General features: G+C 61.9%; 19 protein-coding genes and 1 tRNA gene. 3 read left to right on the forward strand and 17 right to left on the reverse strand.

Translation table 11 applies throughout. The features are described from left to right. Window positions 1–117 precede the first annotated feature (117 nt). From tuf to rpoB, 6 genes are all read right to left on the reverse strand, one after another. Window positions 118–1,308 carry an elongation factor Tu gene (tuf, locus tag IEY62_RS02600; protein WP_018776689.1) on the reverse strand — a complete coding sequence of 397 codons (1,191 nt, stop codon included), beginning with the start codon at window positions 1,306–1,308 and terminating at the stop codon, window positions 118–120. Between the two features lie 231 nt (window positions 1,309–1,539). Then, complete coding sequence (gene fusA, locus IEY62_RS02605; protein ID WP_018776690.1) at window positions 1,540–3,654, reverse strand: elongation factor G; 2,115 nt, start codon at window positions 3,652–3,654, stop codon at window positions 1,540–1,542. A gap of 69 nt (window positions 3,655–3,723) precedes the next feature. Beyond that, a complete protein-coding gene (gene rpsG / locus IEY62_RS02610) occupies window positions 3,724–4,194 on the reverse strand; it encodes a 30S ribosomal protein S7 (protein WP_003803829.1) in 471 nt (156 codons plus the stop codon). A 1-nt stretch (window position 4,195) separates the two neighbouring features. Continuing rightward, window positions 4,196–4,570 carry a 30S ribosomal protein S12 gene (rpsL, locus tag IEY62_RS02615; protein WP_009358312.1) on the reverse strand — a complete coding sequence of 125 codons (375 nt, stop codon included), beginning with the start codon at window positions 4,568–4,570 and terminating at the stop codon, window positions 4,196–4,198. Between the two features lie 412 nt (window positions 4,571–4,982). Beyond that, entirely contained in the window at window positions 4,983–8,882 is a 3,900-nt protein-coding gene (locus IEY62_RS02620) for a DNA-directed RNA polymerase subunit beta' (RefSeq protein WP_189013652.1), read from the reverse strand. A 104-nt stretch (window positions 8,883–8,986) separates the two neighbouring features. Continuing rightward, window positions 8,987–12,493: a DNA-directed RNA polymerase subunit beta gene (gene rpoB / locus IEY62_RS02625; protein WP_026267008.1), complete on the reverse strand. Its 3,507-nt coding sequence runs from the start codon at window positions 12,491–12,493 to the stop codon at window positions 8,987–8,989. 412 nt (window positions 12,494–12,905) lie between these two features. Here rpoB and IEY62_RS02630 point away from each other — a divergent pair, with 412 nt between their 5' ends. Both IEY62_RS02630 and IEY62_RS02635 read left to right on the forward strand, forming a co-directional pair. Next, window positions 12,906–14,105: an acetyl-CoA C-acetyltransferase gene (locus IEY62_RS02630; protein WP_018776693.1), complete on the forward strand. Its 1,200-nt coding sequence runs from the start codon at window positions 12,906–12,908 to the stop codon at window positions 14,103–14,105. Then, the gene (locus tag IEY62_RS02635) at window positions 14,105–14,587 is read left to right on the forward strand and encodes an aminoacyl-tRNA deacylase (RefSeq protein ID WP_189013654.1); all 483 of its coding nucleotides are present in this window, start codon (window positions 14,105–14,107) and stop codon (window positions 14,585–14,587) included. The genes IEY62_RS02630 and IEY62_RS02635 overlap by 1 nt, the downstream gene beginning before the upstream one ends. 132 nt (window positions 14,588–14,719) lie before the next feature. Here IEY62_RS02635 and rplL read toward each other — a convergent pair whose 3' ends face one another. The 9 genes from rplL to IEY62_RS02680 all read right to left on the reverse strand — a co-directional run bounded on the left by rplL (window position 14,720) and on the right by IEY62_RS02680 (window position 21,316). Further along, entirely contained in the window at window positions 14,720–15,097 is a 378-nt protein-coding gene (gene rplL, locus IEY62_RS02640; RefSeq protein ID WP_189013656.1) for a 50S ribosomal protein L7/L12, read from the reverse strand. A gap of 76 nt (window positions 15,098–15,173) precedes the next feature. Further along, window positions 15,174–15,767, reverse strand: coding sequence for a 50S ribosomal protein L10 (gene rplJ / locus IEY62_RS02645; RefSeq protein ID WP_062073190.1), 594 nt, complete (start codon window positions 15,765–15,767; stop codon window positions 15,174–15,176). Between the two features lie 317 nt (window positions 15,768–16,084). Further along, complete coding sequence (locus tag IEY62_RS02650) at window positions 16,085–17,254, reverse strand: GNAT family N-acetyltransferase (RefSeq protein WP_189013658.1); 1,170 nt, start codon at window positions 17,252–17,254, stop codon at window positions 16,085–16,087. After that, window positions 17,233–18,267, reverse strand: a complete 1,035-nt coding sequence (locus IEY62_RS02655; RefSeq protein WP_407671468.1) for a GNAT family N-acetyltransferase — start codon at window positions 18,265–18,267, stop codon at window positions 17,233–17,235. Before IEY62_RS02655 ends, IEY62_RS02650 begins: the two co-directional genes overlap by 22 nt. A gap of 213 nt (window positions 18,268–18,480) precedes the next feature. Then, a complete protein-coding gene (gene rplA / locus IEY62_RS02660; RefSeq protein WP_018776699.1) occupies window positions 18,481–19,188 on the reverse strand; it encodes a 50S ribosomal protein L1 in 708 nt (235 codons plus the stop codon). Window positions 19,189–19,335: 147 nt separating this feature from the next. Then, window positions 19,336–19,767, reverse strand: coding sequence for a 50S ribosomal protein L11 (gene rplK / locus IEY62_RS02665; protein ID WP_011775609.1), 432 nt, complete (start codon window positions 19,765–19,767; stop codon window positions 19,336–19,338). Between the two features lie 130 nt (window positions 19,768–19,897). Then, a complete protein-coding gene (gene nusG / locus IEY62_RS02670) occupies window positions 19,898–20,767 on the reverse strand; it encodes a transcription termination/antitermination protein NusG (protein ID WP_189013660.1) in 870 nt (289 codons plus the stop codon). Between the two features lie 114 nt (window positions 20,768–20,881). Further along, on the reverse strand, window positions 20,882–21,163 hold the full coding sequence (gene secE / locus IEY62_RS02675; protein WP_026267011.1) for a preprotein translocase subunit SecE: 282 nt from the start codon (window positions 21,161–21,163) through the stop codon (window positions 20,882–20,884). An 80-nt stretch (window positions 21,164–21,243) separates the two neighbouring features. After that, window positions 21,244–21,316, reverse strand: a tRNA-Trp gene (locus IEY62_RS02680). A 255-nt stretch (window positions 21,317–21,571) separates the two neighbouring features. On the opposite strand from IEY62_RS02680, the gene IEY62_RS02685 reads away from it, so the two are divergent. Beyond that, complete coding sequence (locus tag IEY62_RS02685; protein WP_189013662.1) at window positions 21,572–22,801, forward strand: pyridoxal phosphate-dependent aminotransferase; 1,230 nt, start codon at window positions 21,572–21,574, stop codon at window positions 22,799–22,801. Between the two features lie 76 nt (window positions 22,802–22,877). Here the strand turns inward: IEY62_RS02685 and IEY62_RS02690 are convergent, their stop codons facing one another. Both IEY62_RS02690 and IEY62_RS02695 read right to left on the reverse strand, forming a co-directional pair. Next, on the reverse strand, window positions 22,878–23,552 hold the full coding sequence (locus IEY62_RS02690) for a LuxR C-terminal-related transcriptional regulator (protein WP_189013663.1): 675 nt from the start codon (window positions 23,550–23,552) through the stop codon (window positions 22,878–22,880). After that, the gene (locus tag IEY62_RS02695) at window positions 23,549–25,114 is read right to left on the reverse strand and encodes an ATP-binding protein (RefSeq protein WP_229785011.1); all 1,566 of its coding nucleotides are present in this window, start codon (window positions 25,112–25,114) and stop codon (window positions 23,549–23,551) included. The genes IEY62_RS02690 and IEY62_RS02695 overlap by 4 nt, the downstream gene beginning before the upstream one ends. Between the last annotated feature and the right edge of the window lie 30 nt (window positions 25,115–25,144).

Here is a 25,144-nt window from a genome sequence, read left to right on the forward strand (position 1 = left end):
CGTTTTATCCATTCGATAGATAAACAATAGCAAAGAAGAACCCCACCGCAGAAGCGGTGGGGTTCTTCCAAGCAAACTACCGGCTGGGCCGGGAGATCACTGATCTACAAGCAGTGACTACTTGATGATCTTGGTGACACGTCCCGAACCAACGGTGCGGCCGCCTTCGCGGATAGCGAAGCCGAGGCCCTCTTCCATAGCGATCGGCTGGATGAGCGCAACGGTCATCTCAGTGTTGTCGCCAGGCATAACCATTTCCGTGCCTTCCGGCAGGGTGATAACGCCGGTTACGTCCGTGGTACGGAAGTAGAACTGCGGGCGGTAGTTGGAGTAGAACGGGTTGTGACGTCCGCCTTCGTCCTTGGAAAGGATGTAGACGTTTGCCTCGAAGTCGGTGTGCGGGGTGATGGAACCCGGCTTGACGACAACCTGGCCACGCTCGACATCGTCGCGCTTGAGACCGCGGAGCAGAAGGCCACAGTTCTCGCCGGCCCATGCTTCGTCGAGCTGCTTGTGGAACATCTCGATACCGGTAACCGTGGTCTTCTGGATCGGGCGGATGCCAACGATCTCAACCTCGGAGTTGATGGCGAGGGTTCCACGCTCGGCGCGGCCCGTAACAACGGTGCCACGACCGGTGATCGTGAAGACGTCTTCGATCGGCATCAGGAACGGCTTGTCGCGGTCACGTACGGGGTCCGGAACGGACTCGTCGACAGCTGCCATCAGGTCCTGGACGGACTTGACCCAAACCGGGTCGCCTTCCAGAGCCTTGAGACCGGAAACGCGAACAACCGGAGCCTCATCGCCATCGAAGCCCTGCGAGCTCAGGAGCTCACGAACTTCCATTTCGACGAGGTCGAGGAGTTCTTCGTCATCAACCATGTCGGACTTGTTCAGTGCGACCAGCAGGTAGGGAACACCAACCTGGCGGGCGAGCAGAACGTGCTCACGGGTCTGAGCCATCGGACCATCGGTTGCAGCAACCACGAGGATTGCGCCGTCCATCTGGGCAGCACCGGTGATCATGTTCTTGATGTAGTCAGCGTGACCGGGGGCGTCTACGTGTGCGTAGTGGCGCTTCTCGGTCTGGTACTCCACGTGGGAGATGTTGATGGTAATACCGCGCTGGCGCTCTTCCGGAGCGGAGTCGATCGACGCGAAGTCGCGCTGCTCGTTGAGATCCGGGTACTGGTCGTACAGCACCTTGGAAATGGCGGCAGTCAGCGTCGTCTTACCGTGGTCAACGTGACCAATGGTGCCGATGTTGACGTGCGGCTTAGTCCGCTCGAACTTTGCCTTTGCCACAGGTTCCTCCTAGAACGATTTCAAGTGAAGTGCTCCTCGGCCGCGCTTTTCGCGGCAGAAACTTTAGCAAGTCTACTTGGGGGCTTGGTTTTGGTGAAATTGCAGATTCAGGAACCAATGATAGTTCCTAGAGCCTGTTTGCGCAGGGGCCGGGCTGCAGCTCTCGCCACAGCCCCGCCTCAAGCGCTTAGATGCCTTCCCGATACCGGAATTGCATCCGTTACCGGGAGATTACTCGCCGCGGGTTTTCTGGATGATCTCGTCGGCTACTGCCTTCGGGACCTCCGCGTAGCTGTTGAACGTCATGGAGTACACAGCGCGACCCTGGGTCTTGGACCGCAGGTCACCGATGTAGCCGAACATGCCGGACAGCGGAACGTGTGCACGGATAACCTTCACACCTGCTGCGTCCTCCATGGACTGCATCTGGCCACGGCGGGCGTTCAGGTCACCAATAACATCACCCATGTATTCCTCAGGTGTGCGGACCTCAACATCCATCAGCGGTTCAAGCAGAACAGGGTTCGCCTTGCGTGCAGCTTCCTTGAAAGCCATACGTCCGGCGATCTTGAACGCCATTTCCGAGGAGTCAACATCGTGGGACGCGCCGTCGATCAGCGTGGCCTTGATGCCGACAACCGGGTAACCGGCCAGGACGCCGTCGTTCAGTGCATCCTGGATACCGGCGTCAACAGACGGGATGTATTCGCGCGGAACGCGGCCACCAGTGACCTTGTTCTCGAACTCGTACAGTTCGCCTGAAGAGGTGTCCATCGGCTCGATCGCAATCTGGATCTTTGCGAACTGACCCGAACCACCGGTCTGCTTCTTGTGCGTGTAGTCATGACGCTCGACTGCGCGCTTGATGGTTTCGCGGTAAGCAACCTGCGGCTTGCCGACGTTTGCCTCGACCTTGAATTCGCGGCGCATGCGGTCCACCAGGATGTCCAGGTGGAGCTCGCCCATGCCGGCGATGATGGTCTGGCCCGTGTCTTCGTTGAGGGAGACCTGGAAGGTCGGATCCTCAGCGGAGAGCTTCTGGATGGCCGTGGAAAGCTTCTCCTGGTCACCCTTGGTGTTGGGCTCGATGGCAACCGAGATCACGGGCTCCGGGAAGCTCATGGACTCGAGGACGATCTGGTTGTTGGCATCGCACAGGGTGTCGCCCGTGGTGGTGTCCTTCAGACCAATGGCTGCGTAGATGTGGCCGGCGGTAGCGCCTTCAACAGGCATTTCCTTGTTGGCGTGCATCTGGAACAGCTTGCCGATACGTTCCTTCTTGCCCTTGGTGGAGTTAACAACCTGGGCGCCGGCCTCGACGTGACCGGAGTACACGCGAACGAAGGTCAGCTGGCCGAAGAACGGGTGCGCAGCAATCTTGAAGGCGAGGGCCGAGAACGGCTCGTCTGCAGACGGCTTGCGGGTCAGTTCCTTCTCTTCGTCGCGGGGATCGTGACCGATCATCGGCGGGACGTCGAGCGGGTTCGGCAGGTAGTCGACAACAGCGTCAAGCATCGGCTGCACGCCGCGGTTCTTGAAGGCAGAGCCACAGAACACGGGGTACAACTCGGAGTTGATGGTCATCTTGCGGATGCCGGCCTTGAGTTCCTCAAGGGTGAGTTCTTCACCTTCGAGGTACTTCTCCATGAGCTCTTCGGAAGCCTCGGCCACAGTCTCAACGAGCTGTGCACGGTACTCTTCGGCCTTGGCCTGGAGGTCCGCCGGGATTTCCTGCACTTCGTAGGAAGCGCCCATGGTGACGTCACCCTTAGCGTCGCCAGGCCAAACCAGGGCGCGCATTTCGAGGAGGTCAACCACACCAATGAAGTCGTTCTCGGCACCGATCGGCAGCTGCATGACCAGCGGCTTGGCACCAAGGCGGGAAATGATGGTGTCTACGGTGAAGTAGAAGTCGGCACCGAGCTTGTCCATCTTGTTGACGAAGCAGATGCGCGGAACGTTGTACTTGTCAGCCTGGCGCCAAACAGTCTCGGACTGCGGCTCCACGCCTTCCTTGCCGTCGAACACTGCGACTGCGCCGTCGAGGACACGCAGGGAGCGCTCAACCTCGACCGTGAAGTCCACGTGGCCCGGGGTGTCGATGATGTTGATCTGGTTCTGGTTCCAGAAGCAAGTCACGGCGGCAGACGTGATGGTGATGCCGCGTTCCTTTTCCTGTTCCATCCAGTCAGTCGTCGAGGCGCCGTCGTGCGTCTCGCCGATCTTGTGGTTCACACCCGTGTAGAACAGGATGCGCTCGGTAGTGGTGGTCTTGCCGGCATCGATGTGGGCCATGATGCCGATATTGCGGACCTTGTTAAGGTCGGTAAGCACGTCCTGTGCCACGGGGTCTCCCTTTCGGATGGACTACACGTCCGCCGCCGGCTCGGTGGAGCCGGCGGCGTTCGGGAAGTTTTACCAGCGGTAGTGTGCGAAGGCCTTGTTCGACTCGGCCATCTTGTGGGTGTCTTCGCGACGCTTGACAGCGGCACCGAGACCGTTGGAGGCATCCAGGATTTCGTTCTGGAGGCGCTCGGTCATGGTCTTCTCCCGGCGGGCCTTGGAGTAGCCCACGAGCCAACGCAGAGCGAGGGCGGTGGAGCGGCCCGGCTTGACCTCAACCGGAACCTGGTAGGTGGCGCCACCAACGCGGCGTGAACGCACCTCGAGGGAAGGCTTGACGTTGTCCATGGCCTTCTTGAGAGCGGCAACGGGGTCGCCGCCGGACTTGGCACGTGCACCTTCGAGTGCGCCGTAAACGATGCGCTCTGCGGTGGACTTCTTGCCGTCAACCAGAACCTTGTTGATCAGCTGAGTGACCAACGGGGAGCCGTAAACGGGATCGGAAACTAGCGGCCGCTTCGGGGCCGGACCCTTGCGAGGCATATTACTTCTTCTCCATCTTTGCGCCGTAACGGCTGCGGGCCTGCTTGCGGTTCTTGACACCCTGGGTGTCGAGTGCGCCGCGGACGATCTTGTAGCGGACACCCGGAAGGTCCTTCACACGACCACCACGAACGAGCACGATGGAGTGCTCCTGGAGGTTGTGGCCAACACCGGGGATGTAAGCGGTAACTTCCACGCCACCGTTGAGGCGCACACGTGCCACCTTACGAAGAGCCGAGTTCGGCTTCTTGGGGGTGGTGGTGTAAACGCGGGTGCAAACACCGCGACGCATCGGGCTGCCCTTCAGCGCGGGAGCCTTGGTCTTGGAGACCTTCGGCGTGCGGCCCTTGCGGACCAGCTGGTTAATCGTAGGCACTTTCGTGTTCTCCGTTGTTTGATCTCTGCCCCCACACACAGGCGCCAGCCGGTGTAAACGTGGGAACTTTGGCGTTGCTCGTGCAGCCGGCCGAAACTCCGGTAGGCGTGCAAAAGTGCGGCATTCGTTGCGCATGTTGCCCGCAACCCGGAAACAGGCTCCACCCAGCACCATGAGAACAAAACCAAAATGATGCTGCGGCGGCCTTCATCCACTGCCACACAGAACAATTACCAAAAGTCTAGCACGGCTTGATCTGGAGCCTTAATCGGGTGTATGGAGGACGACGGCGGCCCTGGACTGCCGCCGTCGTCCTCCCCTCCCCCGGGTCGCCGCGCACAAGGTGCGTTAACGGGTCAGGCCCCGCACTCGAAAGTGCGGGGCCCGACCGTCAAAACGCTGACTGCCGTTTTTACCGGAAGTCGTTGCCGAGATCGTAGTCATCCAGCGGGATGGCGTGGAACTCGGGAGCACCATCGCCACCCAGGGCGTCATAGGAGAAGTCGGTGAAAGCGCTGGGGCCCGTGAACAGGCTTGCCTTTGCTTCTTCCGTCGGCTCCACAGTGACCTCTGTGTAGCGGGGCAGACCCGTACCAGCCGGGATGAGCTTACCGATGATGACGTTTTCCTTCAGGCCGAGCAGAGGATCGCTCTTGCCCTCCATGGCCGCCTGCGTCAGGACGCGGGTGGTCTCCTGGAAGGAAGCTGCCGACAGCCAGGACTCGGTAGCCAAGGAAGCCTTGGTGATACCCATGAGTTCCGGACGACCCGAAGCCGGGGCCTTGCCCTCGGACACGACGCGGCGGTTCTCGTCCTCGAAGCGGGCGCGCTCTGCAAGCTCACCGGGGAGCAAGTCGGAGTCGCCGGACTCGATGACGGTCACGCGGCGCAGCATCTGGCGGACGATAACCTCGACGTGCTTGTCGTGGATACCAATACCCTGGCTGCGGTAAACGCCCTGCACTTCGTCCACGAGGAACTTCTGTGCGGCACGCGGGCCCATGATGCGCAGAACCTGCTTCGGGTCCACCGGACCGTTGATCAGCTTCTGGCCGACGCTGACGTGCTCGCCATCCTCGATGAGGAGACGGGAACGGCGCAGCACCGGGTAGGCAATCTCTTCGGAACCATCGTCCGGAGTGATGACCAGGCGCATCTGGCGCTCGGACTCTTCGATGGTGATGCGGCCGGCTGCTTCAGCAATCGGTGCGACACCCTTCGGAGTACGGGCTTCGAAGAGCTCCTGGATACGGGGCAGACCCTGGGTGATGTCGTCGCCACCGCCGGCGGAAACAGCACCACCGGTGTGGAACGTACGCATGGTCAGCTGGGTACCGGGTTCACCGATGGACTGTGCGGCGATGATGCCCACAGCCTCGCCGATGTCAACGGTCTTGCCGGTGGCCAGCGAACGGCCGTAGCAAAGCGCGCAGGTGCCGACCTTGGACTCACAGGTGAGTACGGAGCGGACCTTGACCTCGGTGATGCCTGCAGCCAGCAGCTGGTCGATGACGACGTCGCCGCAGTCGGTGCCGCCGGCAGCCAGGACGTTGCCCTGGGCATCGACGACGTCGACAGCCAGCGTACGTGCGTAGGCGCTGTTCTCGACGTTCTCGTCCAGGACGAGCTCACCGTTGGAATCCGGCACGGCGATCGGGGTGACCAGACCGCGCTCGGTGCCACAGTCCTCTTCACGGACGATGACGTCCTGCGAAACGTCCACCAGACGACGGGTCAGGTAACCCGAGTTGGCGGTACGCAGAGCGGTATCGGCCAGACCCTTACGGGCACCGTGCGTGGCGATGAAGTATTCCAGAACCGACAGGCCCTCACGGTAGGAGGACTTGATCGGGCGGGGAATGATCTCGCCCTTCGGGTTGGCCACAAGACCACGGATACCCGCAATCTGGCGGACCTGCATCCAGTTACCACGTGCACCGGAGGACACCATGCGGTTGATGGTGTTCATCGGGGACAGGCTGTCGCGCATCGCCTGGGCGATCTCGTTGGTGGCCTTGTTCCAGATCTCGATCAGTTCCTGGCGACGCTCGTCGTCGTCGATCAGGCCCTTGTCGTACTGGCCCTGGATCTTGGCAGCCATGTTCTCGTAACCAGCCAGGATGGCGGGCTTGGAGGTCGGTACCTCGATGTCGGAGATGGCAACCGTGACACCCGAACGGGTGGCCCAGTAGAAGCCGGCATCCTTCAGGTTGTCCAGCGTTGCCGCCGTTACAACCTTCGGGTAGCGCTCTGCGAGGTCGTTGACGATCCGGGACAGTTCGCCCTTGTCTGCAACAGCCTCAACCCACGGGTAATCCTCAGGCAGCGTCTGGTTGAAGATGACCTGGCCGAGGGAGGTTTCAACGAGAGCCGGCTGACCGGGCTCCCAACCTTCCGGAGCTTCCCATCCTGCGTACGGCACGAAGTCGTCCAGGCGGATCTTGACCTGGGAGTTCAGGTGCAGCTCACGGGCGTCGTACGCCATGATTGCTTCCGAAACCGAGGAGAAGATACGGCCTTCGCCGGCGGAACCGACACGCTTGGTGGTCAGGTGGTACAGACCGATGATCATATCCTGCGAAGGCAGGGTCACCGGACGGCCATCGGACGGCTTCAGGATGTTGTTCGAGGACAGCATCAGGATGCGTGCTTCGGCCTGGGCTTCCGGGCTCAGCGGCAGGTGGACTGCCATCTGGTCGCCGTCGAAGTCAGCGTTGAAGGCGCCACAAACCAGCGGGTGAAGCTGGATTGCCTTGCCTTCCACAAGCTGCGGTTCGAAGGCCTGGATGCCGAGGCGGTGCAGGGTAGGTGCACGGTTGAGCAGCACCGGGTGTTCGGTGATGATCTCTTCCAGCACGTCCCAAACCTGCGGACGGTAACGCTCGACCATGCGCTTTGCCGACTTGATGTTCTGGGCGTGGTTGAGGTCAACCAGGCGCTTCATCACGAACGGCTTGAAGAGCTCCAGGGCCATCTGCTTGGGCAGACCACACTGGTGCAGCTTCAGCTGCGGACCGACAACGATGACCGAACGGCCGGAGTAGTCGACGCGCTTGCCGAGCAGGTTCTGGCGGAAGCGGCCCTGCTTGCCCTTGAGCATGTCGCTCAGGGACTTCAGGGGACGGTTGCCCGGACCCGTGACGGGGCGGCCACGACGACCGTTGTCGAAGAGGCTGTCAACAGCTTCCTGAAGCATGCGCTTCTCGTTGTTGACGATGATCTCCGGAGCACCCAGGTCAAGCAGGCGCTTGAGACGGTTGTTGCGGTTGATCACACGACGGTAGAGGTCGTTGAGGTCGGAGGTCGCGAAGCGGCCACCATCCAACTGGACCATCGGGCGCAGTTCCGGCGGGATCACCGGGACGGCGTCCAGAACCATGCCGAGCGGGCTGTTGTTGGTGGTCAGGAACGCGTTGACAACCTTCAGGCGCTTCAGGGCACGCGTCTTGCGCTGGCCCTTGCCGTTCTGGATGGTGTCGCGCAAGGACTCAGCCTCAGCCTGCATGTCAAAGGTTTCGAGGCGCTTCTTGATTGCCTCGGCGCCCATGGAGCCCTCGAAGTACAGACCATAGCGGTCGCGCAGTTCGCGGTAGAGGCCCTCGTCGCCTTCAAGGTCGGCGACCTTGAGGTTCTTGAAGCGGTCCCAGACCTGCTCAAGGCGCTCGATGTCGGCGTCGGCACGCTTGCGGACGTTCGCCATCTGGCGGTCGGCGGAGTCGCGGGCCTTCTTCTTGTCGGCAGCCTTGGCGCCTTCGCCCTCAAGACGGGCAAGCTCGTCTTCAAGGTCGCGGGCGATCGTGGCGATGTCGCTGTCGCGGTTGTCGATCATCTGCTTCTTCTCGAGGTCGTGCTCAACCTGGAGGTTCGGCAGTTCGGCGTGACGGCTTTCGGTGTCAACGCTGGTGATCATGTAGGCAGCGAAGTAGATGACCTTCTCAAGGTCCTTCGGTGCCAGGTCCAAAAGGTAGCCCAAGCGCGAGGGAACGCCCTTGAAGTACCAGATGTGGGTTACAGGTGCAGCCAGTTCGATGTGGCCCATGCGCTCACGACGCACCTTGGCGCGGGTGACTTCAACGCCACAACGCTCGCAAATGATGCCCTTGAAGCGCACGCGCTTGTACTTGCCGCAGTAGCATTCCCAGTCGCGGGACGGGCCAAAGATCTTCTCGCAGAAGAGGCCGTCCTTCTCGGGCTTGAGCGTGCGGTAGTTGATGGTTTCCGGCTTCTTGACCTCACCGTAAGACCAGCCACGGATGTCTTCCGCGGTGGCGAGGCCGATCTGCATGAGGCCGAAGGAGGATTCGCTGGACATATGGTCCCTGTTCTCTCTTGTTCTCTAAATTCTGAAGTCTTGGTTACGGGAAGAGGGAGCTGTCCCGGCGGGCAGTGGTGTTGCCCTGCCCGCCGGAACGGCTGCTAGACCTCTTCTACGGAACTGGGCTCTGCGCGAGACAGATCGATGCCCAGTTCTTCCGCAGCCGTGAAGACTGCGTCATCAGAGTCACGCATTTCGATCGTGGTTCCGTCGGTGGAAAGAACTTCCACGTTCAGGCACAACGACTGCATTTCCTTGATCAAGACCTTGAAGGACTCGGGAACGCCAGGCTCAGGGATGTTCTCGCCCTTGACGATGGCTTCGTAGACCTTCACACGACCATGGATGTCATCGGACTTGATCGTGAGGAGTTCCTGAAGCGTGTAGGCGGCACCGTAAGCTTCGAGCGCCCACACTTCCATTTCACCGAAGCGCTGGCCACCGAACTGAGCCTTACCACCCAGCGGCTGCTGCGTGATCATGGAGTACGGGCCGGTGGAGCGCGCGTGGATCTTGTCGTCCACCAGGTGGTGGAGCTTCAGGATGTACATGTAACCGACGGAGATCGGGTCCGGGAACGGCTCGCCGGAGCGACCGTCGAACAGACGGGTCTTGCCGGAGGAATCGATCAGGCGGTCGCCGTCGCGGGTCACGTTGGTGGAGTCAAGCAGACCCGTGATTTCTTCTTCACGGGCGCCATCGAACACCGGCGTAGCAACGGTGGTCTGGCCGGTTTCACGGGGCAGGTTCGGGAGGTTCTTGACCCACTCCGGCTCGCCTTCGATCTTCCAACCGGTCTTGGCAACCCAACCGAGGTGGGTTTCCAGAACCTGGCCAACGTTCATTCGACCCGGAACACCAAGCGGGTTCAGGACGATGTCCACCGGGGTACCGTCTGCAAGGAAGGGCATGTCCTCGATCGGGAGGATCTTGGAGATAACACCCTTGTTGCCGTGACGGCCGGCGAGCTTGTCGCCGTCGGTGATCTTGCGCTTGGCTGCAACGTAAACGCGGACCAGCTGGTTCACGCCCGGGGGCAGTTCGTCGTCGTTGTCGCGGTCGAAGACGCGAACGCCAATGACCGTACCGGACTCGCCGTGGGGAACCTTCAGCGAGGTGTCACGGACTTCGCGGGACTTCTCACCAAAGATGGCGCGGAGGAGGCGCTCTTCCGGGGTCAGCTCGGTTTCACCCTTGGGGGTGACCTTGCCTACCAGGATGTCGCCTGCTTCAACCTCGGCACCGATGTGGATGATGCCGCGCTCGTCCAGGCCAGCCAGGACTTCCTCGGACACGTTCGGGATGTCACGGGTGATTTCCTCGGCACCAAGCTTGGTGTCGCGGGCATCAATTTCGTGCTCCTCGATGTGGATGGAGGAAAGGACGTCCTCAGCAACAATGCGCTGGGACAGGATGATGGCGTCCTCGAAGTTGTGGCCTTCCCATGACATGAATGCCACGAGCAGGTTCTTACCGAGGGCAAGCTCACCCTGGTCCGTTGCGGGACCGTCGGCGATGATGCCGCCAACCTCCAGGCGCTGGCCTTCGTTGACCAGAACACGGTGGTTGTAGCAGTTGCCCTGGTTGGAACGGGCGAACTTGTTGATGCGGTAGTTGGTCTCAGTACCGTCGTCGTTGATCATGACAACGAGTTCGGCGGAAACCTCGGTGACCACACCGGCCTTCTTCGCGATGACAACGTCACCGGCGTCGACTGCTGCTGCGCGCTCCATGCCGGTACCCACGAAAGGAGCCTCGGAGCGGACCAGCGGCACAGCCTGGCGCTGCATGTTGGCACCCATGAGCGCACGGTTGGCATCGTCATGCTCGAGGAACGGAATCAATGCCGTTGCCACGGACACCATCTGGCGCGGGGAAACGTCCATGAACTGAACGTCTGCAGCGGGAACCAGAACGGGCTCGCCTCCACCACCGCGGGCACGGACAAGAACGGTCTCTTCGGAGAACTTCTTGTCGGCATCCAGCGGAGCGTTGGCCTGTGCAATCAGGACCTCGGCTTCGTCATCGGCCGTGAGGTACTGGACCTCGTCCGAGACAACACCATTGGAAACCAAACGGTAAGGGGTCTCGATGAAGCCGAACGGGTTGATGCGGCCGTAGGAAGCCAACGAACCGATCAGACCAATGTTCGGGCCTTCAGGAGTTTCGATGGGGCACATACGTCCGTAGTGGGACGGGTGGACGTCTCGAACTTCCATGCCTGCGCGGTCACGGGACAGACCACCCGGGCCAAGTGCCGACAGGCGGCGCTTGTGGGTCAGACCCGAGAGCGGGTTGTTCTGGTCCATGAACTGCGACAGCTGCGAGGTTCCGAAGAACTCCTTGATGGCTGCCACAACAGGGCGGATGTTGATCAGCGTCTGCGGCGTGATGGCCTCGACGTCCTGCGTGGTCATGCGTTCGCGGACGACGCGTTCCATGCGGGAAAGACCGGTGCGGACCTGGTTCTCGATCAGTTCGCCCACGGCGCGGATGCGACGGTTGCCGAAGTGGTCGATGTCATCGATGTCGACGCGGAGCTCGTGGTCTTCGCCGTCGCGCTTGCCCATGATGGTCTTCTCGCCGGCGTGGAGCGCAACGAGGAACTTGATCATGGCAACGATGTCTTCAACGTGCAGGACCGAAGCTTCCTTGTCACCAAGGGAGCGGTCGATGCCGAGCTTGCGGTTGATCTTGTAACGGCCAACCTTGGCAAGATCGTAGCGCTTGGCGTTGAAGTACAGGTTGTCCAGCAGGGACTGGGCAGCCTCGACTGTGGGCGGCTCGCCCGGACGCAGCTTGCGGTAGATGTCCAGAAGCGCGTCTTCGCGGGTCTCGGTGGCGTCCTTCTCCAGCGTTGCGCGCATGGAGTCGTACTGGCCGAACTCTTCCAGGATCTGGCCTTCGGTCCAGCCGAGGGCCTTCAGGAGAACCGTGACCGACTGCTTGCGCTTGCGGTCAAGGCGTACGCCCACTTGGTCGCGCTTGTCGATTTCGAGTTCGAACCAAGCACCACGGGACGGGATGATCTTCGCAGTGAAGATGTCCTTGTCACTGGTCTTGTCTGCTGTGCGCTCGAAGTAGGCGCCCGGCGAACGGACCAACTGGGAGACAACAACACGCTCGGTGCCGTTGACGACGAACGTTCCCTTCTCAGTCATGAGGGGGAAGTCGCCCATGAACACGGTCTGCTGCTTGATTTCGCCCGTGTTGTTGTTCATGAACTCGGCCTTGACGTACAGCGGGGCCGAGTAGGTGGCGTCACGGTCTTTGCATTCGGCCATGGTGTACTTCGGGTCAGCGAACTCCGGCTCGGAGAAGCTCAGGGACATGGTGCCCTGGAAGTCCTCGATAGGGGAGATCTCTTCGAAGATGTCGGCAAGTCCGGAGGTGGTGGCGACGCTGAGGTCGCCCTCCTCGACAGCCTTCGCTACCCGCGCCTGCCAGCGTTCGTTTCCGACGAGCCAGTCAAAGCTGTCCGTCTGCAGGGCGAGAAGATTCGGAACATCAAGGGGTTCGTGAATCTTTGCGAATGAGAGGCGGCGGGTGGCACCATCGGTGCTTGCCGTGTTAGCGGTTTCGTTATTAGAGGTGCTCGAGGCGACCAAGAGGGATCCTTCCACAGACCTTCAGGCGTTTTCAGATCTCCCCCGTTTGCATTCTGCAGAGTGCTCCGCAGGATACTTAATCCGGTTCCGCTATATGACCCGGACCCAGTCTGCGCATGGCTGTGCACGTTTCGGAACGGCACGTCAATGACGCAGCTGAGAGGTAAAGCCCACCGCTATATGAAGGCTGAAGGTTAACAGGGAAGACGCAAATATCTACGATACGGCAAAGCAGTCTTCCTGTCTACCCCAGATCGTCCGTGATTGCAAGCACCGTTGCCGCAGGCACCGAATGCCGGAAGACCGCACCACCTGGAATGCCCGGAATGCCTGGACGGGCAGGATCGTTTAACGGTTAGCGGCAAACACCGCGATAGCCTTGCTACACCATTCCCGGACCGGAAGAGAGACCATGAGCAACTCCGCTGACGACAATGACGTTGTCATCCTCGCCGCTTCCCGCACCCCACAGGGTCGCCTCAACGGACAACTGGCCGGCTTCACCGCCGTCGAACTTGGTGCGCACGCCATCGGCGCCGCACTGGCGGCGAGCGGAGTAAAACCCGAACAGGTCGATGCCGTCATCATGGGCCAGGTCCTACAGGCAGGTGCCGGCCAGAATCCGGCCCGGCAAAGCGCCATCGCTGCGGGCGTGGGCTGGAACATCCCGGCCGTGACCATCAACAAGGTGTGCCTCTCGGGACTGACCGCGGTCATTGATGCCGCACGCATGATCCGCAGCGGCGATGCCACAGTGGTGGTCGCAGGGGGCCAGGAGTCCATGACGCGGGCCCCTCATCTGCTCCCCGGTTCCCGCCAGGGCTGGACGTACGGCTCCATCCAGGCGTTGGATGTTGCTGCCCACGACGGCCTCACTGACGCTTTCGACGGACAGTCCATGGGCTTGTCCACCGAAACCAAGAACGTCACCCTCGGCATAGACCGCAAGGCCCAGGACGAAGTCGCTGCGGCTTCGCACCAGCGCGCCGCCGCCGCGATCGCGGACGGAATCTTCGACGTCGAAATTGCTCCCGTGAAGGTCAAACAGCGAAAAGGGGATCCACTGGTCCTCACCACGGACGAAGGTGTCCGGCCCAACACCACGGTGGAAACCCTTGCTCCGCTCAGGGCTGCCTTCGCTACGGACGGCACCATCACAGCGGGTAACTCCTCTCCCCTGTCCGACGGCGCCTCCGCACTCGTGCTGACCAGTCGCCGCTTCGCCCGGGACAACGGGCTGGAATACCTCGCTGTGGTCGGCAAGCCCGGCCAGGTGGCCGGGCCTGACAACTCGCTGCACTCGCAGCCGTCGAATGCGATCGCGCAGGCGTTGAAGCGTGCCGGGTGGACGGCCGAAGACCTCGACTTCATCGAAATCAACGAGGCCTTCGGGTCGGTGGCGGTACAGTCCCTCAAGGACCTGCGCTATCCCCTGGAAAAGTGCAACATCCACGGCGGCGCCATCGCTCTGGGCCATCCCATTGGAGCGTCCGGCGCGCGGCTTGCCCTGCACGCTGCCCATGAACTCAAGCGCCGGGGAACGGGCAAGGCTGCGGTTTCCCTGTGCGGCGGAGGCGGCCAGGGCGAAGCACTACTGCTGTACCGCGACTGATGGGCGGCATTGAGACTGAGGGTGCGGAGCGGTTCCTGGCCGACGCCGCTGCCCGCGGACTGGACGTCGACGTCGTCGAGCGTCCCGCAGCGCGCAGCCTGGAAGAGGCCGCCGCCATCCTGGGGATCAGGCCGGGGGACATTGTGAAGTCGCTGGTGGTCAAGCACCGTGACGGCAGCTTCCTGTTCGCCCTTATTCCCGGGGACCGCCAGATCTCCTGGCCCAAGCTGCGCGCGTTGGTGGGCGTCAACAAGTTGTCGCTCCCGCCTGCGGAGGTTGCCTTGGATGCAACGGGCTACGAACGCGGAACCATCACTCCCCTGGGCAGCACAACCGCGTGGCCCGTGTACGCCGACGCCACCATCGCCGGCCGCCGGATTTCCATGGGTGCCGGAGCCCACGGGCGCAGTGCGTTCGTCGACGCCGATGCACTGACTTCGGCCCTGGGCGCTGTAGTAGCGGACATCAGCGAACCTTCTTAAAGCAACGCGGGGTCACTTATGGCCGGTAAATCCCCTTGGGATGGGCCATAAGTGACCCCGCGTTGCTGTTAAAAGCAGGAAGCCCCGCCCGCTCCTTGTCGGAGTGGGCGGGGCTTCCAAAAGCAAAACGAGTTACTTGAGGGTAACCGTTGCGCCAGCTTCTTCGAGCTGAGCCTTTGCCTTCTCTGCAGCTTCCTTGGTGGCGCCTTCGAGAACAGCCTTCGGTGCGCTGTCAACCAGGTCCTTGGCTTCCTTGAGGCCGAGGGAGGTGATGGCGCGAACTTCCTTGATCACTGCGATCTTCTTGTCGCCAGCAGCTTCGAGGACGACGTCGAAGTCGGTCTTCTCTTCAGCAGCTTCAGCAGCACCGCCGGCAGCGGGGCCAGCAACTGCAACAGCAGCAGCCGTAACTTCGAAGGTCTCTTCGAAGAGCTTGACGAACTCGGAGAGCTCGATGATGGTCAGTTCCTTGAAAGCTTCAATGAGCTCTTCGTTGCTGAGCTTCGCCATGGTGGCGTCCTTCCATTAGTTGGTGCAGGTCCGGGCCAAGCCGGTCCATGCACCAGAGTTTGATTGAGGGGAGAACTTAGTTCTCTTCGGTTGCAGCTTCAGCGGCTTCGGCCGGAGCCGCAACCTCTTCAGCAGCAGCCTCTTCAGCGGCCGGGGCTTCTTCAGCGGCCGGTGCAGATGCGCCGCCCTCTTCTTCAAGCTTGAGGCGCAGAGCGTCGATGATGCGTGCAGCAGCAGATGCAGGAGCCTTGAGGACACCAGCAACACGTGCGAGCTGCAGTTCGCGGGACTCGAGGGCTGCCAGTGCGGCAACTCCTGCTGCGTCCAATGCCTTGCCTTCGAAGACGCCGGTCTTGATAACCAGCTGCTTGTTGGCCTTGGCAAAGTCCGTCAGGCTCTTGGCAGCAGCAACAGCGTCACCCTTGATGAAGGCGATTGCAGTAGGGCCGGCAAGCTGATCGTTGAATGCTTCAACTCCAGCTTCCTTGGCTGCAATGGCGCTCAGGGTGTTCTTGACGACCGAGAACTTGGTGTCCTGGCCGAGCGCAACACGCAGTTCCTTGAGCTGTGCAACAGTGAGCCCGCGGTATTCGGTCAGGACAGCCGCGTTCGATTCCTTGAAATCGTTGGTGATTTCCGCAACTGCGGAAACCTTGCTAGGCGTTGTCATAACCCTCCTTCCGGGGAATAAAGCCGGTCTTCCGGGTCCCCGCTCACGAGAGCTAAAACTAAAAACGCCCCGCGCAGATGCACGGGGCTTGGCTCAACACGGTTTTATCCATGGAGTCAGCTTCGTTCACCTGCGCCGGCCGCCCTATGTTCAGGGTCCTTCGTCAAGGAATTCACTTTGTTCTCAGGGGCGTGGCTACAGAATTGAGCTGTGCTCGAAAGAGTGGATTCCCATCAACCGACGGTCTTTGGTACTTCAAGGTTACGGGACAGCGTTCGGCAAACCAAATCGGGGCCGGCACAGCACGTCAGGGGCAGCTATTCGGAGACCGTTGGCCCGTCGTCGCGCCCGGGAAGCTCCTTCTGCCACAGTCCGGTGATACCGGCGGTGGTGAATCCCAGCTGCTTGTTTACTGTCAAGAGATAGCGGTTTTCAGGCGCGTTCCACGTGTAGATCACCCGGGCATCCGGAAACTGCTCGCTGAGCCGTTCCATATTGGCCACCTTGATGAGCAAGCCAAGCTTGTTTCCGCGGTGCTCCTGGAGGACCAGGGTGTCGTCCTGGAAGACCACGTCCTGGCGGTGGGCCAGGACACTGATGGTGGTCAGGCCCACCAGCTTGCCGCTCTCAAGATGCTCGACGGCGGTAACCACCGTGCGTCGTCCCTGCGCCAAAGCGGCGTCTTCTGTTTCCCGAAGAACGGCCGTGTCGAAGACCATGCCGCTGGCCTCAACCTCCGGAGCATCGTCCTCGGCGTCCTCCCGCACAACCTCGCCCGCGGCGTTTTCCAGCGCGGCAACAGCCTCCAGCCAGGCCTCCGGGCAACGGTCGGTCCAGTGGTGGAGCGCGTAACGGCCGCCATTGGCTTCCTCCGCTTCAAGCTGGAGGTCAGCCACGAGCTGGGAGTCCAGGGGAAGGATGCACGAACTGAACTGTTCGATGTGCTGGAGCGTGTAACCGGCCTTCCTGGCGAAGTCCACCTCCCTGCTGCTCACAGGGACAAAGCCGGCCCCGCTGCCCGGAATCATCTGATCCTCCGGTACCTCCGTCAGCGACGTCGCAGGATGGTTGGTGTCCACCAGGATCATGGTCCGGCCTTCGGCACGGGCCAGCTGTTCTGCGGCCTCCAGCAGCTGCCGTCCGGCTCCTTGCCCTTGGTAGTCGGGCAGGATGTCCAAGGTGAACTCGGCCAGGTCCATGTTGTCGGCCAACGGCAGGGCGATGTCCACCACTCCGACGATGACGCCTTCAACCTTGGCAACCAGGATGATCTGGCGTTCATAGGGATCGGAAAATTCCAACAGCTTTTCCAAAGGGGTGTAGGCGAGGTCGTCGCTCCCCCACGTTTCCATCCGCACCCGGCGCCCGACTTCCACGGCGTCCAGGAAATCCTGGGCATCAGGGCTATCCAGGGTGTCAGGCACCCACAGCTGCCCGACCTGAACGGTACCCGTCTCGTCTACAGTCATCCCAGCCGTTTCTGCCATTCGCCTTCAAAGCCGGACGGCTTGAATCCAAGGGCGATATTTATGGCCAGCATATGCTGGTTTTCAACGGCGTTCCATGTCATAACCGACGTGGCGGCCGGCCACAGTTCCTCTGCGCGGCGAAGGTTGCCGGTTTTAACCAGCATCCCCAGGCCGTGTCCCCGGTGCCCGGGAGCAACCAGGGTGTCCTCCTGGTAGATCACCGCCGGCGCCTCTTCCCGGTGCGTCAGGACCGTATAGGCAGCCAGCTCACCTGTTGCGTCGAAGCGGGCTGCGCACACGGCGGAGTCCACACCGCTTGCCTGCCAGGTGGCTTCCTCCCGGCGGACACGAGCGTTGTCCCACTCCTCACCTTCCCAGCCCAGGCCCGCGATGGGAACCTCCGTGCTCATGAGGCCCTTGAGGCGGGCAAAGGCGTCCACAAGGTGGTCGGGGCAACGCGACTGCCAGCCCAGGACGCTGTAGCCTGCGGAGCGCTTCAAGGCGCCCGCTTGCAAGGGCCCGAGCAATGCCTCAGGAACGGGAAGGGAAAGTGTGCTGTTCGTTTCCACCTGCTCCAACGAATAACCGTGGTGGAGGGCGAAGCGGGTGGACGCCGCACCCAGTGGGACTCCGCCTGAGCCGGATTTGGCCTCCAGCAGCTCCACACCGGCCTCGACAGGGGCAATGGGTTCACCGCAGTACGCGTCGAAGGAGACGCGCCCCCGCCCGCTGGCCAGCTCTTCCATCACGGCCAGGATCCGGGATCCAAAGCCGCGACGCCGGAAGTCCGCGTCGACCAGCACGTCCACACCCGCCGTCGTGGTGTTTTCACTCAGGGGCAGCGTCAGCGTGCCCCAGCCCACCACCACGCCGTCAAGGCGGGCCACGTGGACCTGGCGCTCCTCGTACTCGTTTCCCTGCCAAAAAAGGACGGCCTCGGCCAAGGTGGCGCAACGGTCCAGGTTGCCCCACAGTTCCAGGGCGTGGGCGACGTTCAGCTGGTGAAATGCCCGGAAATCAGGGGCGCCCATGGCGTCTGGACTGGTGGGGACAGAGATCCGCTCCACGGTCAGTCCGGCAGGCCAGGAAATGATCGACGACGTCACGCACCACAGCCTACGGCTCCCCCGCCGCCGGGAACAGACGGTCAAAAAGACAAGCGCTGACAGGAAAACGGGAAGTGACAAGAAAAGGACCGCCCGGCAAAAGCCGGACGGTCCTTTCAGAGCCAGTGCTCGCGAAGCTTACGCGTCGGTGAGAACCTTGGTGACGTTCGGGTCAACGGTGATGCCCGGGCCGAACGTGGTGGCAACGGTGGCCTTCTGGATGTAGCGGCCCTTGGAAGCGGACGGCTTCAAACGAAGCACCTCTTCCAGTGCTGCTGCGTAGTTCTCAGCCAGCTTGGTGGCGTCGAAGGACACCTTGCCGATGATGAAGTGAAGGTTGGAGTGCTTGTCGACGCGGAAGTCGATCTTGCCGCCCTTGATGTCGTTGACAGCCTTGGTGACGTCCGGGGTAACCGTGCCGGTCTTCGGGTTCGGCATGAGGTTACGCGGGCCGAGAACCTTACCGAGGCGGCCAACCTTGCCCATGAGGTCAGGGGTTGCCACTGCGGCGTCGAAGTCGGTCCAGCCGCCGGCGATCTTTTCGATCAGGTCATCGGAACCAACGAAGTCGGCGCCGGCAGCGATTGCTGCTTCAGCCTTGTCGCCGGTTGCGAACACGAGGACGCGGGCGGTCTTACCGGTGCCGTGGGGCAGGTTGACGGTGCCACGAACCATCTGGTCGGCCTTACGCGGGTCAACGCCCAAACGGAAAGCGACCTCAACGGTTGCGTCGAACTTGGAAGGGTTGGTGTCCTTCGCGAGGGTGATGGCCTCGAACGGGGCGTAGACCTTGTCTGCCTCGATCTTGGCTACGGCTGCCTCATATGCTTTGCTGCGCTTTGCCATGCTGCTGTTTCTCCTTGTGCAGTTGTGGTCTGCGGACCGCGCTGGGCCCTGCCACAAGCCGCGGATCCGGCAAGGATCCTGCGACATTTCAATGTTTCAGATGCCGGTTGCCCGGCGGGTGAAGGCCGCGATTGGCCTTCGAGGGTTCTAGCCTTCGACCGTGATGCCCATGGAGCGGGCGGTGCCGGCGATGATCAGGGCAGCTGCCTTGATGTCGTTGGCGTTCAGGTCTTCCATCTTGGTGGAAGCAATTTCCTCAACCTGTGCCTGGGTCAGCTTGGCAACCTTGACGGTGTGCGGGGTTGCTGAACCCTTGGCGACGCCTGCAGCCTTCTTGATGAGCTCTGCAGCCGGCGGGGTCTTGGTGATGAAGGTGAAGGAACGGTCTTCGTAGACCGTGATTTCAACCGGGATAACGTTTCCGCGCTGGGATTCCGTTGCAGCGTTGTACGCCTTGCAGAATTCCATGATGTTGACACCGTGCTGGCCAAGCGCAGGACCGATCGGCGGGGCCGGGTTAGCGGCACCTGCCTGGATCTGCAGCTTGATGAGGCCGGTGACCTTCTTCTTGGGAGCCAATGTAGGGTCCTTCTCTCAATAGCTTCCTGGGACACAGGAGCGCGTCCCAGGTTGGTGGCCGCCATGGCGAGGCGGCCGGCCGCTCCCGGACTGCTAAGCAGGCAGAACAGGAGCGAAATTTTGGAATCAGCTAGATCTTGGTGACCTGGTTGAATGCGAGCGTCACCGGGGTTTCGCGCTCGAAGATCGAGACCAGGACCACCAGGGTCTGGGACTCGGGCTTGATCTCGGAGATCGTTGCCGGAAGGGTCTCGAACGGACCTTCCTTGACGATGACCGACTCGCCGACCTCGAAGTCGACGGCCACGGGAGCCTGGTTCTGCTTGTTGACCGGCTTGCCCTGCTCTGCCTGCTCTTCTTCGAAGACCGGGGCGAGCATGGAGAAGACCTCGTCAAGGCGGAGCGGGACCGGGTTGTGGGCGTTGCCCACGAAGCCGGTAACACCGGGAGTGTGCCGGACGGCGCCCCAGGAAGCGTCGGTCAGGTCCATACGGACCAGGACGTAACCGGGGATGCGAACGCGGTTGATAACCTTGCGCTGCGCGTTCTTGATCTCGACGACCTCTTCCATGGGCACCTGGATCTCGAAGATGTAATCTTCCATGTCCAGGGTCTGGATTCGGGTCTCAAGGTTGGCCTTGACGCGGTTTTCGTAACCGGCGTAGGAGTGGATGACGTACCAGTCACCCTCCTGGCGGCGCAGCTTCGCCTTGAACTCCTCTGCGGGATCAGCAGGCGCTGCCGCAGCGGCGGCAGCCAGCTGGTCGCCGTCGGACGCTTCCGCGGTGTCGACGTCGGCAGCCTCGCCGGAAGCGTCGTCAGACTCTTCATCCACGTCGGACTCGAAGTCCTCCTCGGAATCCTCAGAGTCGACATCGGCAGATTCGGGCGCAGCGGAATCGACCTCGGACTCTTCCACAGCCGTAGCTGCAGCCTCGTCCGTGCTTTCAGCGGGCCCATCCAGCTCAGTCTCGTTTACCTCGAGCTCCTGCTCAGACACTTGGTCTCCTGCTTCCTCATTGCCTAACATGCCTATTTAAATGGCTCAATTCCGCAAACCCCGCAAAATTCCTGGCGAACCAAGGGATTTCACACAGTTTGCGGACAGATCCGCTTAGCGGTCCGTAGCGCCTGACCCACCGAAGACCCAGCTGACTCCCGTGCCGAAGGCGAGGTCCAGAAGGGTGACGATGACCATCATGATGACCACGAACACCAGCACCACGAGCGTGTAATTGATCAGTTCCTTGCGGGTGGGCGCAACGACCTTCTTCAACTCGCCAATGATCTGGCGTACGAAGAGTGCAATACGGGCGAAGAAGCCGCGATCGGCTTTCTTGGCGGGACGGCCCTTCGAGCTGCTGGCAGCTGTTTCGGTCACCTGGTCCTCACTCACCTTGCAAAGTCGTTGACCCGACTCTGATCAGAGCCATGGTTGCTGCGCTTGCCCCGGCGTTTCCGCCGGAACAGCTTGCGCAGGGCAGACAGGACTCGAACCTGCAACCTGCGGTTTTGGAGACCGCTGCGCTACCAATTGCGCCACTACCCTATGGATCGAATCCATGTTTCAGGCCGCACTTCAGCCTGTGATGCTTTTCAACACCGGTGAACCAGTCTACGCAAGAATTTCGCGATAGTCGAACCGGCCCTGTTCCGGACCTCCCAGTCCCCTTTTCGGCCTGTGACCAGCATTATCAGTCACAAAGCCGGGTGGGCACGCGGGAGCTCCGCAGAACAGCATAAGGTAGTTTACGTCGAATCCCATCATCCAGCCCACGAGCTGCCTGCGAAGAACGGTACATAGATGTCTGCCGGAACAACTGCCGCCCGCATTTCACAGCGAATCTCAGCCATTGCCGAGTCCGCCACCCTTGCCGTTGACGCCAAGGCCAAGGCACTGAAGGCCGCGGGTCGTCCCGTGATTGGTTTCGGTGCCGGGGAACCGGATTTCCCCACTCCCGATTACATTGTCCAGGCAGCCATCGAGGCAGCCGGGCAGCCGAAGTATCACCGTTACTCACCCGCGGGCGGGCTGCCGGAACTGAAGAAAGCCATTGCCGACAAAACCCTCCGGGACTCGGGCTACAAGGTTGATCCGGCCCAGGTCCTGGTGACCAACGGCGGCAAGCAGGCTGTGTACAACACCTTCGCCACGTTGGTGGATCCGGGCGATGAGGTCATCATCCCCACCCCGTTCTGGACCACCTACCCGGAGGCCATCCGCCTGGCCGGTGGCGTGCCTGTCGAGGTTTTCGCCGGCCCGGAGCAGGGCTACCTGGTGACGATTGACCAGCTTGAGTCCGCCGTCACGGACAAGACCAAGATCCTCCTGTTCGTTTCTCCGTCAAACCCGACCGGCGCCGTCTACAGCCCGGAGCAGGTTGCGGAGATCGGCAAGTGGGCTGCAGCCAAGGGCCTGTGGGTTGTCACCGACGAAATCTACGAGCACCTGACCTACGACGGCGTGGAGTTCACCTCCATCGCCACGGCGGCCCCGGAGCTTGGCGACAAAGTTGTCATCCTTAACGGCGTGGCAAAGACGTACGCCATGACCGGTTGGCGCGTGGGCTGGATGATCGGCCCCACGGACGTCATCAAGGCCGCCACCAACCTGCAGTCGCACGCGACGTCCAACGTCTCCAACATCATGCAGATCGCAGCCGCCGCTGCCCTCACGGGTCCGCTGACCGCCGTCGACGAGATGAAGGTTGCCTTCGACCGCCGCCGCAAGGCGATTGTCGCCGGCCTCAACGCGATTGACGGCGTTGAATGCCCGACGCCGACCGGCGCCTTCTACGTGTACGCGGACGTCCGCGGGCTGCTGGGCAAGGAGTTCGAGACCTCGAACGGTCCGGTCCGGCCGACCACTTCTGCTGAACTCGCCGCACTGATCCTCGACGAAGTCGAGGTGGCCGTGGTTCCGGGCGAGGCATTCGGCCCTTCGGGCTACGTCCGGCTTTCCTACGCGCTGGGCGATGACGACCTCGCTGAGGGTGTCCGCCGCATCCAGGAATTCCTGGGCAAGGCCAAATAGCAACAGCCAAGCGACGCTCTCCCACCAGGACAGGTGGGAGAGCGTTCGCGTTTAAGGCCTGGGATGTGAGCGGGCGTTAGAGGAGGCGTCGCTCTGCGGCCCACTTGGTGAGCTCGTGGCGGCTGGAGAGCTGGAGCTTCCGCAGGACAGCCGAGACATGCGTTTCCACCGTCTTGATGGAGATGAACAGCTCCTTGGCAACTTCCTTGTAGCTGTATCCCCTGGCGATGAGCCGCATGACTTCGAGTTCCCGGGCAGAGAGCTTGTCCAGTTCATCATCGGCGATGTCCGCCGGAGCCGTCCCGAACGCGTCCAGCACGAATCCAGCGAGCCGTGGGGAGAACACGGCGTCGCCATCGGCAACCCGGATCACGGCATCGGAAATCTCCTTGCCGGAAATGGTCTTGGTAACGTAACCGCGGGCTCCGGCCCGGATCACTGAAACCACGTCCTCCGCGGCGTCGGAAACACTCAGGGCCAGGAAGCTGGTGGTGCCCAGCAAAGCGGAGGAACCGGCGATGACTTCACGGCCGCCGCCACCCAATCCCCCGGGAAGGTGAACGTCCAGGAGCACCACCTCGGGGCGGGTCTCCGCGATCACCGCAATGGCCTGCTCCACCGTGCCGGCTTCGCCCACCACGTCCATGCGTGCGTCAAGATCGGCCTTCAACCCGGAGCGGAAAATGGTGTGGTCATCCACGATCACCACGCGTACGCTGCGTCCTGGGCCACCATCGGGGTTGATCGTCATTGCTTCATTTCTCCGTTCCGGGTTTCGCTGGCTCGGGTTTCACTGCTTCGGGTTTCGCTGGCTCGGGCTTCACTGCTTCGGGCTTCACTGACGAGGGTTTCACCTTTTCGCTGCTCACCCGCATCCGAAGGAGCCGACGGTAGGGCCAACCGGACTTCCGTGCCGTCGCTGCTGCTGTTGATGACCGCGGTGCCACCGTGCCGTTTCATTCGGCCGATGATCGATTCCTTGACGCCCAGTCGATCGTCGGGCACGGCGTCAAGGACAAAACCGGGACCCCGGTCCTTGATGAAGATCTCAGTGTTGCCCTCGGTACTCTCAAGGTAAACCGAGACCGTTCCGCCACCATGCCGGGCCGCATTGAGCATCGCTTCCCTGGCCGCCTGCACCAGGGCCTCGTGCCGTTCCGTCATTTCGGTATCGCCCACTGTGACCACTTCAACTGCGTTGCCGTGGGAGTCCTCAACTTCGGCCGCGATCGACTTGATCCGCTCAGCCAGGAGGCCTGTTTCCTTGGCCGGGTCGCTGAAGAGCCAGGCCCGCAGTTCGCGTTCCTGTGCGCGTGCAAGGCGGACGACGTCCTGTTCGGATCCCGCCCTCCGCTGGATAAGTGCCAGTGTCTGGAGCACAGAGTCATGTAGATGGGCGGCGATTTCGGCGCGCTCGGTCTCACGGACACGTCCGGCCCGCTCGGTTTCCAGATCCTTCCAGAACTTCAGCCCCCAGGGCAGCAACACCAAGGCAACGCCACCCAGGACAGCCACGGAGGCCAGCAGGGCAAGCCAGGTCTGTTCCCACGAGCCCGAACCGGACACCATCACCAGGACGCCTGCCACAACCAGCGCCAGGCCCGCTGCGAGGCGGACCCAGCCACCGGCCTGGTCCGCTTTTGTCTTGTCCACCAGGCCCGCCCTGCGGGTTTCATCCAGCTGCATCCACGCGATGGCCGCTCCACCCAGGATGGCCGCTGCGGGAATCAAAGTCCCCAAAGGTACGTCAACACCGAATTGGCGGGCGATCAGGATGGCGGCCACCAGCAGCAGCGCAGCACCGAGGAGGATCTCCTTGCCGTACTGGATCTTCCGGAAGGAGAACCAGGAGCCCAGCGGGTTGCCGTCCCACCAGCTTCCAGGCGGATTTGGGACGTCCTCTGCAACTGCTGCGGCCGGCCCCGTGGTTCCGGCCGCCACCGAGCCACCACCCGCCGCACCAGCCACCGCCGGTCCGCTGAAAGCCGCCGGTGCGGGTCCGGCGTCGTACGTTTGTTGCGGCCGGGCCGCAGTGGCGCCGCCGGCCGGCAGTGGCGGCAGGCTGACGGCAGGAGCAATGGGCGACGCCGGACGGCGGGCATTGCGCTTGGCGCTCTCATCCGCGGTGGGAACCATGGTCCACAGCCACGCATAGAACGCCACGCCTGCGCCGCCGGCAAAGCAGGCCAGCACCATGCCCAGCCGCACGAACTTGACCGGCCACCCCAGGTGATCCGCCAGTCCGCTGCAGACGCCCGCGATCATGCGGTCGCTGCTGCGGACCAGCGGGGGGCGTTCAACGGCGGTTGTCATGTACCAATCCAAACACGGATCAGGGTTCCC

It is taken from the genome of Paenarthrobacter histidinolovorans, from assembly GCF_014647595.1.
In the GTDB taxonomy this organism is placed as follows: Bacteria; Actinomycetota; Actinomycetes; order Actinomycetales; family Micrococcaceae; genus Arthrobacter; species Arthrobacter histidinolovorans.